This window comes from Aeromonas sp. MdU4, assembly GCF_041929505.1.
Lineage (GTDB): Bacteria > Pseudomonadota > Gammaproteobacteria > Enterobacterales > Aeromonadaceae > Aeromonas.
The window spans coordinates 338,725-350,524 of record NZ_JBHFMW010000024.1 but is presented as its reverse complement, the minus strand read 5'-3'; the positions used below and the strand labels follow the sequence as shown (position 1 = coordinate 350,524).

The 11,800-nt window shown below is 43.7% G+C and carries 14 protein-coding genes; all 14 read left to right on the top strand.

Features of this window, described 5'->3' with window-relative positions; translation table 11 throughout:
- Positions 1 to 513 precede the first annotated feature (513 nt).
- The 14 genes from ACE1BR_RS15165 to ACE1BR_RS15100 all read left to right on the top strand — a co-directional run bounded on the left by ACE1BR_RS15165 (position 514) and on the right by ACE1BR_RS15100 (position 11,789).
- Entirely contained in the window at positions 514 to 1,260 is a 747-nt protein-coding gene (locus ACE1BR_RS15165; protein WP_374871637.1) for a GntR family transcriptional regulator, read from the top strand.
- Complete coding sequence (locus ACE1BR_RS15160; RefSeq protein ID WP_374871635.1) at positions 1,235 to 1,669, top strand: PTS sugar transporter subunit IIA; 435 nt, start codon at positions 1,235 to 1,237, stop codon at positions 1,667 to 1,669. Before ACE1BR_RS15165 ends, ACE1BR_RS15160 begins: the two co-directional genes overlap by 26 nt.
- A gap of 1 nt (position 1,670) precedes the next feature.
- Entirely contained in the window at positions 1,671 to 2,456 is a 786-nt protein-coding gene (locus tag ACE1BR_RS15155) for a PTS sugar transporter subunit IIC (RefSeq protein WP_005345235.1), read from the top strand.
- Positions 2,449 to 3,225 carry a PTS system mannose/fructose/sorbose family transporter subunit IID gene (locus ACE1BR_RS15150; protein ID WP_005345236.1) on the top strand — a complete coding sequence of 259 codons (777 nt, stop codon included), beginning with the start codon at positions 2,449 to 2,451 and terminating at the stop codon, positions 3,223 to 3,225. Before ACE1BR_RS15155 ends, ACE1BR_RS15150 begins: the two co-directional genes overlap by 8 nt.
- Before the next feature lie 18 nt (positions 3,226 to 3,243).
- On the top strand, positions 3,244 to 3,741 hold the full coding sequence (locus tag ACE1BR_RS15145) for a PTS sugar transporter subunit IIB (RefSeq protein WP_374871632.1): 498 nt from the start codon (positions 3,244 to 3,246) through the stop codon (positions 3,739 to 3,741).
- Positions 3,738 to 4,454, top strand: coding sequence for a sugar isomerase domain-containing protein (locus tag ACE1BR_RS15140; protein ID WP_005345238.1), 717 nt, complete (start codon positions 3,738 to 3,740; stop codon positions 4,452 to 4,454). The genes ACE1BR_RS15145 and ACE1BR_RS15140 overlap by 4 nt, the downstream gene beginning before the upstream one ends.
- A gap of 11 nt (positions 4,455 to 4,465) precedes the next feature.
- Positions 4,466 to 5,623, top strand: coding sequence for a glycoside hydrolase family 88 protein (locus tag ACE1BR_RS15135; protein WP_374871629.1), 1,158 nt, complete (start codon positions 4,466 to 4,468; stop codon positions 5,621 to 5,623).
- Entirely contained in the window at positions 5,623 to 6,369 is a 747-nt protein-coding gene (locus ACE1BR_RS15130; protein WP_374871627.1) for an SIS domain-containing protein, read from the top strand. The genes ACE1BR_RS15135 and ACE1BR_RS15130 overlap by 1 nt, the downstream gene beginning before the upstream one ends.
- Before the next feature lie 24 nt (positions 6,370 to 6,393).
- Positions 6,394 to 7,788 (top strand): OprD family outer membrane porin, encoded by a 1,395-nt coding sequence (locus ACE1BR_RS15125; RefSeq protein ID WP_374871625.1) that lies wholly within the window; start codon positions 6,394 to 6,396, stop codon positions 7,786 to 7,788.
- Positions 7,789 to 7,908: 120 nt separating this feature from the next.
- Complete coding sequence (kduI, locus tag ACE1BR_RS15120; protein ID WP_236354829.1) at positions 7,909 to 8,745, top strand: 5-dehydro-4-deoxy-D-glucuronate isomerase; 837 nt, start codon at positions 7,909 to 7,911, stop codon at positions 8,743 to 8,745.
- Between the two features lie 91 nt (positions 8,746 to 8,836).
- A complete protein-coding gene (kduD, locus tag ACE1BR_RS15115) occupies positions 8,837 to 9,598 on the top strand; it encodes a 2-dehydro-3-deoxy-D-gluconate 5-dehydrogenase KduD (RefSeq protein WP_374871623.1) in 762 nt (253 codons plus the stop codon).
- A 52-nt stretch (positions 9,599 to 9,650) separates the two neighbouring features.
- On the top strand, positions 9,651 to 10,178 hold the full coding sequence (locus ACE1BR_RS15110; protein WP_216953670.1) for a YgjV family protein: 528 nt from the start codon (positions 9,651 to 9,653) through the stop codon (positions 10,176 to 10,178).
- On the top strand, positions 10,168 to 11,133 hold the full coding sequence (locus tag ACE1BR_RS15105; protein WP_374871620.1) for a sugar kinase: 966 nt from the start codon (positions 10,168 to 10,170) through the stop codon (positions 11,131 to 11,133). The genes ACE1BR_RS15110 and ACE1BR_RS15105 overlap by 11 nt, the downstream gene beginning before the upstream one ends.
- 14 nt (positions 11,134 to 11,147) lie before the next feature.
- Positions 11,148 to 11,789 carry a bifunctional 4-hydroxy-2-oxoglutarate aldolase/2-dehydro-3-deoxy-phosphogluconate aldolase gene (locus ACE1BR_RS15100; protein ID WP_374871618.1) on the top strand — a complete coding sequence of 214 codons (642 nt, stop codon included), beginning with the start codon at positions 11,148 to 11,150 and terminating at the stop codon, positions 11,787 to 11,789.
- Positions 11,790 to 11,800 lie beyond the last annotated feature (11 nt).

Below are 11,800 nucleotides of genomic sequence, written 5' to 3'. Positions count from 1 at the left end.
TCGTTAGTGTGAAATTGATTTTAACTTACTGTTTTTAAATGATTTTAAATTCTTTGTCGCGAGGTGGCGCCGAGACTGTGCGGTGTCGAAGTGTGACGTTCGTCACTTGTGACGAACCATGACACTGATGCCACGAATAGTGATGTGGAATGAGAGGCGGGATTGGCAGCATTCTCAGACTATTAGTGATTTTTATATTAACTTGATGTTTTATAAGGAATTTTTAGAAAAATGCAGAGCTTCATCACAAACTGAGTCGATCAGATATTAACTTAACCGGTTAACCTGTTAAGCTATGTTCATAGTGAAGAGACAGACTGACAGCATGACGATATGGCACCGATAGTTTTACCCGGTTCAACGCTGAGATTGTGAGCTCATTAGCACTTATGGTGTTTTTCGTATCCAGCGGATGTTTTGAGCACAGCACGTCGGGTATCGAGACTTTTCTTTGCCTAACCAGATAGTTTAAAATTATTAAATATGAGAAGTCACTTTGTATGAGGTCAGTAAATGTCTAGCAGTTTAAAGTATTTGACTATCAAGAATGACTTGATACAAGAAATTAATGAAGGGAAATATACTCCCGGACAAAAATTTTATAGCGAAGCAGAATTAAAATTAAAATATGGTGTCAGTTCAGCAACAGTGATAAAAGCCATCCATGAACTGGTCAATGAGGGTTTTTTATTTAGACAGCAAGGAAAAGGTACTTTTATTTCCAAGTCTAAAAGAAACAAGCATGTGTTGGTTTCAGAGAGTGATCTGAGTGTCAAGTTGAACAAATCACAAGTAACATTGATTGATGTTGCGAAAGAGGCTTCTGAGTCGATTAACAAAATATTGAATAGAGTATTCGATTCTTATTTTTATAAGATTGTAAGATTGAAGTCAGATAATGATGTTCCCTATGCAGTACAGACATCGTACATACCAGAAAACTATTTAGACCCAAAGAAACTGGCTGAAAAAAGTGGGTATTTATCATTGTACGAGCATCTGGCAGAGTTTAATAAAATTGACATGTACTCGATGCCATTCACTGAAGAGGTGACGGTAGTTAGTAACGTTGATGTTCATATAGCTAAAGCTCTGTCCATTCCAGAGGGAAGTGCCGTAGTTAAAATATTAAGAACTACCTATAAAACATCTGGTGAAATTATCGAGTATATCGAGACATTTAAAAGAGTTGAGTCATTCTATTTAAAATTTGAATCGGTAAGAGGAGCAGGAAGTGGAAATACTGTTGATATCTCATGATGGTATCGCGAGTGGAGCAAAAAAGTCAGCTGAACTCATTCTAGGTCCGCAAGAAAATCTACATGTTATTGAGTTAACCGCAGTTGGTGGTGTTGGTGGATTTGCTACTGAACTAATTCAATACCTCTCTAGCAAAACAACAGAAAGTCAGAACGTAATTATCATTTCAGATTTGAAAAATGGGTCGCCATACAATACTGCTGTATCATATATCATTAATAATGATCTGGCTGATAAAGTCTCATTGCTCACAGGCATGAATCTAAATATGGTATTGGAAACCATTATGCTGGATGGTAATAGCGTGACTGGTATTGAACTGAATAGCGTTATTGGTACGGCCATAGATGGAATTTCTATGATGCAACCAAGCGATTATAATACAGCAATCTCTACAGGTGATGAATAACATGCTTGAACATATAGAAATGTGGCAAATATTGCTATTGACTGCATATTCTGCCCTGGCTATTTATGATGGAAATAACACAACCTTTGGTCTTGTTAAACCGACCATGGCTGGATTTTTTGCCGGCGTCATTATGGGCGATATTCAAACAGGTTTGATGGTAGGTGGTACATTGAACCTGCTGGTACTGGGTGTCGGTAACTTTGGTGGAGCATCAATACCTGATTATATGACTGGCGCACTGCTTGGCACCGCATTTGCTGTGATGAGCGGTAAAGGCGCTGAGTTTGGTGCCACCATTGCAATCCCGATCGGCCTGCTAATGGTGCAATTAGATGTCTTGGCTCGCTTTACCAATACCTTTATTCAGAATAAAGCCGAGCGGCTTATTGCAAATGGCGAGCCATGTAAAGCGGCGAAAATGAATTTACTAGGGATCATTCCCACATCGCTGTCCCGTATGATTCCTGTTTTCTTGGCTTTGTCGTTAGGATCGGTGTTTGTTAATGATATCGTCTCCTACATCCCTGAGGCGATTATGAATGGCCTGAAAGTAGCCGGTGGAATGTTGCCTGCGTTAGGTATTGCCATTCTGTTAAGATATTTGCCAATTAAAAAGAACATGTCTTTTTTGATCATTGGTTTCTTTTTGTCTGCTTATTTGTCTGTGCCTGTATTAGGGGTTGCATTAGTTGGTGTGGCTATCGCCATAGCATATTTCAACAGCAATGATGATGTTGTTCAAGCAACCACTAATGTACAAAATGAGGTTATGGGTGATGAATAAAATAATAAATAAAGTGTTTTGGCGTTGGTTCTTTTTTGGTCAGGCTGGTTGGAACTATAAAACAATGCAAGGCTTGGGGTACCTCTATAGCATTATCCCATTTCTAAAACATAAGTATAAATCCGAAAAAGAACTGGTTTCTGCTGCTGATAATCATGTCCAGTTTTTTAATTGTAATAACACGATGGCAGCATCAATTTTGGGTGTTAATATCGCGCTGGAAAATGATATTGGCACTGAAGGAAAAGATGCAATTACATCGACCAAGATGGGTTTGATGGGACCGCTGGCCGGGATTGGAGATACCCTCTTTTTTGTTATCCCGACGACAATTTGTGGTTCCATTGCATCATATCTGGCACTACAAGGTAATCCTCTGGGATTGTTGCTGTGGCCAGCCTTTGGTTTGATTCGTTTAATGTTCATGCGCTATAGCCTCAAAGTCGGTTATAACGAAGGGGTTAAACTGGTAGGGCAACTTAGCACCAAACTAAATAAAATCACAAAATCAGCAAATATATTGGGATTAACTGTCGTTGGTGCTCTTATTCCGACGGTGGTGAAAGCCAAGTTGAGCTTTGAGTTTAGTTATGGCGATGTTTCACTGAAACTGCAAAATATTGCTGATCAACTGATGCCCGGCTTGATGCCCTTGTTTGTTGTACTGCTGACCTATTGGCTATTAGGCCTGAAAGGCATGAACTCAACCAAAGTGATTTTCATTCTGATGTTCTTTGGTATCGTTACTTATAATCTTGGCATTTTTTAATCTCAAACAGGTAATAATATGAAAGGCATCGCACATATCCGCATTGATGACAGATTGATTCATGGTCAAGTTGCTACACGCTGGGTCAGCTATTATTCTGCCAACAGAATCATGGTGATCGATGATCAGGTAGCAAGCAATGATGTTGAAAAAAACATATTAAGAATGGCCGCACCTGCTGGGGTTAATACATCCATCATTTCTACCCAGACAGCCATAGAGAATATTTCCGCAGGTAAATATGCTGGTCAGCAAGTGCTGGTATTGGTTAAGCATCCAGGCGTAATAAAAAAGCTAGTAGATGCTGGCCTTGACATTAAAGAGTTTAATATTGGGAACATGTCCAACCGTCCCGATACCACGCAAGTGAAGCGTTCCATTAGTGTCACCCATGCTGAAAAACTCGACATACTGGAGTTGATTAATCGAGGCATCAAGATCACTGCCAGAATGGTTCCTGATGATGGTGAAGAACTTATTACATCATTTACTAGTAATTTCTGGACTGCATCATGAGCCATCTTGTTGAGTTTAAGAATAATATTTTTAGCATCATTGACAAGATTAGTGAGACCCAAACTGAGCAAATTGAATGTGCTGCTGAAATTTTCAAAAACACGGTCAAGAATAAAGGTATTATTTATGCTATCGGTAGCGGCCACTCATTTGCAGGTGCTATAGAGTTTGCTGGTCGAGCTGGGGGATTTGTAAATACCAGGGCATTGGATAACTTTTATGGCCATAGTGGCTGGTTTGAAAATGTTGAGGGGGTGGGAGATGTTTTTGCCTCTCTCCTTGATCTTCAACAACACGATGCCTTTGTCATAATTTCTAACTCTGGCAATAAAGCATTGCAGGTTGAATTGGCACAAAAACTAAAAAGCGCAGGCATCAAGATAATTGCCATTGTTAACAGGAAAGATGCTGATAAGTCCATTGCAAAGCACTCAAGTGGTCTGAAGCTTGCTGATCTTGCAGATGTAGTTATCGACAACTGCTGTTTTAAAGGTGATTGCTCAATTGAAATTCCGGAATCTGAATTAAAAATTGGGCCTACTTCATCGCTCGCTGTCGCATATATAGCAAACTGTATATCAATTCGAGCTACAGAATTGGTTTGTGCAGCTGGTATTTCTGTTCCAATTTTACGGTCTATTAATCAACCTGGTGGCAATGAGTATAATTTAGAACTATTGAGTGAATACAGAAGTCGAGTGTTTACTATCTAGAGACTTTCAAAATGAAAAAGCTAAATAGTGCTCAGTTTGATGCCTTGACTCCAATTACTGATGTGGAAGTCAAAGATGAGTTGAGATGGGCTTGTCATAAGATTAAAACCCTTGCAATAAAGATGGGTGACAAGTTTCCATCAGCTTGTGCTGTTAATAACAGGTATTTGCTAAAAGATAACAACGATTGGACCAATGGATTTTGGACCGGCATGTTGCTCATCGCATATGAGTTTACTGGTGATGTGTTTTTTAAAAACAAGCTGCAAGAAATAATCGATAGCTTTGTGTCCAGATTGACGAATCATGTCGTATTGGATCACCATGATATCGGCTTTCTTTACAGCCTGTCATTGCTTGCAGCCAAGCAGGTCTTTAAAACTGAAGAGTTCGACTCCGCCATTGTATTGGCAGCCGACAAGTTAATTGCCAGATATCACTCTGATGCTAAATTTATTCAAGCTTGGGGAGATATGGATAATGATCAAGAATATCGACTCATCATCGATTCATTGATTAACTTGCCATTGTTATATCGGGCTCACGAAATATCAGGTGATGATAATTACGCTAGCGTAGCAGTGAATCACTTCAAGCGAGTGACTGAAAATATCTTCAGAGAAGATAATTCAAGTTATCATACCTATTTTTTTGACCGAGTCAGTAAGTTGCCACTGAAAGGTGAAACATTTCAGGGGTATAGTGACTCATCATGCTGGGCCCGTGGTCAGGCATGGGCTCTGCTAGGGTTGCCATTAACTTATAAGTATCATCCAGAACTGGCTGATAGTGAAAAATATACGGCAGTATGTGAGTACTTTTTCTCACATTTGCCTGAAGATGGCATTCCATATTGGGATCTCCATTTTAAGGCTGAAGATAAGCAACCCAGAGACAGTTCAGCATTGTCAATTGCCATCTGTGGGCTACTTGAAGCGAGCAAGATATTTGAGCATGCAGATTACCAGCATATATCTCGAAAATTACTAAAAAGCCTCAGTGACCACATGACATCGAGAGGTGATGAGGATTGTGACGGGTTATTGAAACATGGTGTCTATGCCTTTGCGCTCGGCAAAGGCATAGATGAATGCAACATATGGGGGGACTACTATTATATGGAAGCCCTGTATAGAGTTTATTCAAATCAATGGCGAACTTATTGGTAATGAAAATGCAAGATACATTTTTTAATTGCGTGATGACGAGCTTGTCAACTATTCATGAATCGCAGCGTCAGATTATTGCTGATATTGCTAAAAAACTGTCAGATAAAGTTTGTGATAATGGCATAATTTATATCTTTGGCTGTGGCCATTCACATATCTTTGCTGAGGATGTTTTTTATCGGGCTGGCGGGATTGCCTGTGTGCGGCCAATTTTTATTGAGCCGTTGATGTTGCATGAAGGTGCCGCAAGATCGTCATACTTGGAAAAGCAAGAAGGGTATATCACAGAGCAATTATCGGCATATAATATTACTGATAAAGATGCGCTGATTGTTATATCTACTTCTGGTATTAATCCTGCTCCAGTGGAAGCGATTAGCTGGGCAAAATCGTATGGTGCATTGACGATAGGAATTACCAGCTATCAGTATTGCGATACGCAATCATCTCGACACTCTTCCGGGAAAAACCTAAGAGATGTTGCTAGCATCACGATTGATAATAATGTGCCTATTGGTGATGCAATTTTGAATCACGGTGATTGTACATCGTTCACACCAATATCATCGATTAATGGTATATATATCATTCAGTCATTGTTTTCTGAATTAATAAAAGAGATGGCTGATGCTGGTATAAATCCTCCAGTATTTAAAAGTGGCAACATTTCAGGTTCGTCCGAGCATAATGAATTACTTCTGAAGCGGTATAAAGACAAAGTTCCAGAGTTAACCGCTAATAATTAAAATATCCTCTAAAGGTGACAAGCTATGAAAGGAAATGTTTTTACTCCAACCTTGATTATGTTGGGGCTGATGTCCGTATATGGAAATGCTAACGCCAGTGCTGTCAGTGATGATTTTCAAAAGGCATTTATTAATGACTCAAGACTAAGTCTCAATAGTGCTTTGTATTTTAGACATCGTGATGTTAAGGATGCTAATACTGGCTCATATTCAGCTGATGGCTCTCAGGGCGGCATTAAGAACCAGACTGCCAATATCGCGCTTGATTTTAATGGTGGCTATTATAAAGACATTATTGGTTTGGACTTTATGGCTGCCAGCAATATCAAGTTGGGATCGTCGGTAGGTCAGTCTGAAATCCTGCTTTATGATTACGATTGCAAAGGTGATGGTACATTAAATCCTTGTGAGAGCAGTTATGCTGCCATCCCCATTGCTGCGTTAAAGGCAAAGTATGGTGATGACAATGTTTTGTTTAAAATTTCAGGCGGATATACAACGATAAACTCAGGTACTATCAAGAATAGCTGGGGCCTAAACCCTCATGCCTATCGTGGTATTGATAGCTCACTGGCATTGTATAACTGGAAGTTGACATATGCGTGGGCAGATCAATTCAGAAATGATTGGACAGATTCTTTCCATGATATGACGAATACCTGGCACCAGAATGAAGCATCAAATCTGAGTGGTGTTAAACCAGGAAAGATTATTGACTATATTCACTCGGCGGGCATTTCATATAATACTGGTGACACCTTGTATGACCTGGCATATGGTGAAGGTGAAGGTTACCGGAAGAACTGGCATCTGTTGGTGACTGATAATCATAAGTTTGATAATGGTGCGGTTCTGACTTCCACTGGCTATTACCAGGGCGGTAAATATCTTGAGGAAAAATCCAACGTTAAAGATCCATCACTGGAGTACTATGTCGGTGCTGGTTTCTCACTTGCCAAAGATAACGTGACATATTTTACTGGCTATAGCCAAAATAAATCAGAATCAACTAAGGATTACAATTTTAGATTGACACCATGGGCTAACTCTGACAAACGAGATTTCCAGCAAACATTATCCTCATTAGAAGATTATAATGTGGCAGGAGCGAAAGCTGTTAAGGTTGGCATCAAATATAACATGCTCGATTTTGGCCTCCCGAATCTAACACTTGGTACGTCCGCAAACTATGCATGGCATGTGGTATCTGATGTGTCGAAAGTAAAAGAGCAAAGAACTTATGATGGCACCATGCAGTCATTGGATTTTTTGATCACCTATAAATTTAATGCGGGTGCAGTGAAGGATATCAATATGACGGTACTGCCGGCACTGTTCAGGTCTAAAGACACCAACGCCAAGCAAGACAGAAATGATATCAGAGTTATTTTCACTCACTCTTTGAGTCTGTTGAACTAATGCATTCTATATGAGAGTTGATAGCTGATGGCGCTACATGATGAATGTACACCTACATGACTGATAGCCCATCGGCTATATCATCACTCTTTACTATCTACCTGATACAAGAGATAAATCATGGATATTCGTGAAAGTATTCATAGCGAACATGCAAAGCAACTTGATACCGAAGGCTTGCGTAACGAATTTTTAGTTGAGGATATTTTTGCGGCCGATCGGGTCAGTATGACCTATAGCCATATTGATCGCATCGTTTTTGGCGGAATAATGCCTGTTACATCAGAGTTGGGTTTCGCCAATGATCTTGGCAAGGCATTTGGTGTGACCTATTTTTTGGAGCGTCGTGAGCTGGGGCTTATTAATATCGGTGGCCCGGGGATTGTCATGGTTGATGGTGCTACCTACGAAATTGGTAGTGCCGAGGCATTATATGTTGGCAAGGGTGCCCGTGAACTGAGTTTTGCCAGTGTTAGCAGCGATAAACCTGCAAAATTCTATTACAATAGCGCCCCGGCACATACTGCTTTCCCGACTCGAAAGATCACTCAGGATGAAGCTGCTCCGACAACCTTGGGTGATGCTGCTACCAGCAACCGCCGTACTATTTACAAGTATCTGGTTCCTGATGTATTGCCAACCTGTCAGCTGCTGATGGGGATGACCCAACTTGAGGATGGTAGTTTGTGGAACACTATGCCGTGCCATACTCATGAGCGCCGCATGGAAGTCTATTTCTATTTCAATATGCAGGACGATGCTGCCGTATTCCATATGATGGGTAAGCCAGCTGAAACTCGCCATATTGTTGTGCAAAATGAGCAAGCAGTCATTTCTCCCAGTTGGTCCATCCATTCTGGTGTGGGTACACAGGCGTATACGTTCATCTGGGGTATGGTCGGTGAAAACCAGGTATTTGGTGACATGGATCATGTTGCTATCAAGGACCTGCGCTAAAACATCGTATATCTATATTGCCGGTCGATTCGCTTCGACCGGCATCTTACTTTAAATCTGGTGCACGTAATCTCGCGCCATAGGAAATAGCATGATTCTTAACGCATTCGATCTGAAAGGTAAAGTCGCTGTCGTAACCGGTTGTGATACCGGCCTTGGACAAGGAATGGCATTGGGCTTGGCACAAGCTGGTTGTGATATTGTTGGTATCAATATTGTTGAACCAACGGACACAATGATCAAAGTTGAAGCGATTGGCCAAAAGTTTTTGAGTCTCAAGGCTGATGTCAGTAAAGTTAGCGAGCTGCCACTGTTGATTGAGCAGGCCGTATCGCATTTTGGTCACATTGATGTATTGGTTAACAATGCCGGTATTATTCGCCGTGATGATGCGATCAATTTCAGTGAAAAAGACTGGGATGAGGTGATGGACATCAATATCAAGAGCCTCTTCTTTATGTCGCAAGCGGTTGCCAAGCAGTTTATGGCACAGGGAAATGGTGGCAAAATCATCAATATCGCATCCATGCTTTCATATCAAGGCGGGATCCGCGTTCCCTCTTATACGGCTTCAAAAAGTGGAGTAATGGGACTGACCCGTTTGCTGGCCAATGAATGGGCCAGTCATGGGATTAATGTGAATGCTATTGCTCCCGGTTATATGGCAACCAATAACACCGCTGCACTGCGTGCTGATGATGAGCGTAATGCTGCCATCCTGGAGCGTATTCCTGCTGGTCGATGGGGTATTCCGGATGACATGATGGGGCCAGTGGTATTTTTAGCATCATCAGCTTCAGATTATATTAATGGCTATACCCTGGCCGTGGATGGTGGCTGGCTGGCTCGTTAATGATCAAGCATTGCTGCATTACCACCTGATAGGCGTTTTTCTGGAATACTGTATGACTAATTATGTTGAGATTTTAGCGCAATTGATCGGATTGCTGGCTTGTATGATTGGTGCGTTGGCATTTATACAACGGCAAGATATGAAACTGCGATCACTGCTTTGCCTCAATGGTGCGCTTTTATCGATACATTTTTTAATGCTGGGCGCGGTAGCTGCTGCAATTAGTTGTCTGTTATGTGCGGTGAGAACGTGGGTGTCAGGTTATTACCGTACCCAAGCAGTCATGTTGATATTCATGATTGCATCATGTGGTCTTGTAATTCCATATCTGGAACATCCCATGCAGTTTCTGACGGTGTTGGGAACAACGCTCAGCACTTACGCTTTGTTTCGGCTGGATGGTGGGCCCCTGCGGTTATGTATGCTGGCCAGCACTGTCGTTTGGTTGATCCACAATATCTGGGCGGGATCATGGGGGGGAATTTTATTGGAAGGGGGTTTTTTCCTCATCAACAGTTACACGATTTTAACGGTTTATGGGATCCGGATAAACAAGGAGAAAATCGATTATGTTGAGTAAGATTGCCCTGCTCGGGGAGTGCATGATTGAACTCAATGGCACGCCTTTTGGCGACATGCAGCAGGCATTTGGGGGCGATACCCTCAATACCGCCATCTATCTCGCGCGTGCCTCCCAATCCACCGATATTCAGGTGAGCTATCTGACCGCCATGGGCCAAGACCCTCTCAGCCAGCAAATCATCGCGCGCTGGCAACAGGCCGGGATCGACACCAGCGCGGTGCTCATCGATCAACAGCACCATCCAGGCCTCTATCTTATCCAGCTTGATGAACACGGCGAACGCACCTTCCTCTACTGGCGCAACGATTCGGCTGCCCGTTACCTGATGCAGCACCCGCAGTTGTCACAGCTCAAGCAGGCCGTCAGCGACGTGGATGCGCTCTATCTCAGCGGCATTTCACTGGCGATCCTGCCCGCCGCAGATCGGCAGGCGCTGCTGCAGTGGCTGGCTGAACTGCACCGGGCGGGCGTAGCGATCATCTTTGACAGCAACTATCGCCCCGCCCTGTGGCAGAGTCCGGCCGACGCCCGGGCCTGTTACCAGCAACTGCTGGCCATCACTACGCTGGCCCTGGTCACCGACGACGATGAACAAGCTCTGTGGGGGGACGAGGATGTGGCCCAGACCCTGCAGCGCCTCAAGGCGGCCGGAGTGCAGCAGGCGGTGGTCAAACAGGGGGCGGCTGGTTGCTGTTACCAGGCCCTGCAAACCGGGGAACCCGCCATCACTATCCCTACCCAAGCGGTCAGCAAGGTGGTGGATACCACCTCGGCCGGTGACTCCTTCAATGCCGGTTTTCTGGCTGGCTACCTGCAAGGACGGGCGATCGACGAGTGCGCCCGCATGGGCCACCGATTGGCGGGGATCATCATTCAGCACAAGGGGGCAATTATTCCGGAAAGTGCCACCCGCAGTGTCACCGACAGCTTCATCAAACCGGCATCACACTAAACGAGGTCAACCGAATGTCATCCATTACTGAACAACTGCAAGCCCTGAAAGTGATCCCGGTGATCGCCATCGAGCAGGCTGAAGACATCATTCCACTGGGGGCGGCGCTGGCCAATAACGGCCTGCCGGTTGCCGAGATCACCTTCCGCTCCGCTGCCGCGGCCGAGGCGATCCGGCTGCTGCGCCAGAGCCAGCCAGAGATGCTGATTGGCGCGGGCACCGTGCTTAACCGCGAGCAGGTGATCGCAGCCAAAGAGGCGGGCGCCACCTTTATCGTCTCCCCCGGTTTTAACCCCAATACGGTCAAGGCCTGTCAGGAGCTCGACATCCCCATCATCCCGGGGGTCAATAACCCCAGCACCATTGAAGCGGCGCTGGAGATGGGGCTGACGACCCTGAAGTTCTTCCCGGCCGAAGCATCGGGTGGTAGTGCGATGATCAAGGCGCTGCTGGCACCTTATACCCAGATCACGCTGATGCCCACCGGCGGGATCTCGACTCACAATATCGCTGAATACCTGGCGATCCCGCGGGTCATTGCGTGTGGTGGCTCCTGGATGGTCGACAAGAAACTGATCGCAGAGAAACAGTGGGAAGAGATCGGCCGACTCACTCGTGACGCAATAGATATGTTGGATGGTGAACTATCTAAATAGAACGATAGACA

Excerpts from the sequence above, each read along its gene's own strand:
- ACE1BR_RS15165 (WP_374871637.1), top strand. The coding sequence starts at position 514 with ATGTCTAGCAGTTTAAAGTATTTGACTATCAAGAATGACTTGATACAA.
- ACE1BR_RS15155 (WP_005345235.1), top strand. The coding sequence starts at position 1,671 with ATGCTTGAACATATAGAAATGTGGCAAATATTGCTATTGACTGCATAT.
- ACE1BR_RS15150 (WP_005345236.1), top strand. The coding sequence starts at position 2,449 with ATGAATAAAATAATAAATAAAGTGTTTTGGCGTTGGTTCTTTTTTGGT.
- ACE1BR_RS15145 (WP_374871632.1), top strand. The coding sequence starts at position 3,244 with ATGAAAGGCATCGCACATATCCGCATTGATGACAGATTGATTCATGGT.
- ACE1BR_RS15140 (WP_005345238.1), top strand. The coding sequence starts at position 3,738 with ATGAGCCATCTTGTTGAGTTTAAGAATAATATTTTTAGCATCATTGAC.
- ACE1BR_RS15135 (WP_374871629.1), top strand. The coding sequence starts at position 4,466 with ATGAAAAAGCTAAATAGTGCTCAGTTTGATGCCTTGACTCCAATTACT.
- ACE1BR_RS15130 (WP_374871627.1), top strand. The coding sequence starts at position 5,623 with ATGAAAATGCAAGATACATTTTTTAATTGCGTGATGACGAGCTTGTCA.
- ACE1BR_RS15125 (WP_374871625.1), top strand. The coding sequence starts at position 6,394 with ATGAAAGGAAATGTTTTTACTCCAACCTTGATTATGTTGGGGCTGATG.
- kduI (WP_236354829.1), top strand. The coding sequence starts at position 7,909 with ATGGATATTCGTGAAAGTATTCATAGCGAACATGCAAAGCAACTTGAT.
- kduD (WP_374871623.1), top strand. The coding sequence starts at position 8,837 with ATGATTCTTAACGCATTCGATCTGAAAGGTAAAGTCGCTGTCGTAACC.
- ACE1BR_RS15110 (WP_216953670.1), top strand. The coding sequence starts at position 9,651 with ATGACTAATTATGTTGAGATTTTAGCGCAATTGATCGGATTGCTGGCT.
- ACE1BR_RS15105 (WP_374871620.1), top strand. The coding sequence starts at position 10,168 with ATGTTGAGTAAGATTGCCCTGCTCGGGGAGTGCATGATTGAACTCAAT.
- ACE1BR_RS15100 (WP_374871618.1), top strand. The coding sequence starts at position 11,148 with ATGTCATCCATTACTGAACAACTGCAAGCCCTGAAAGTGATCCCGGTG.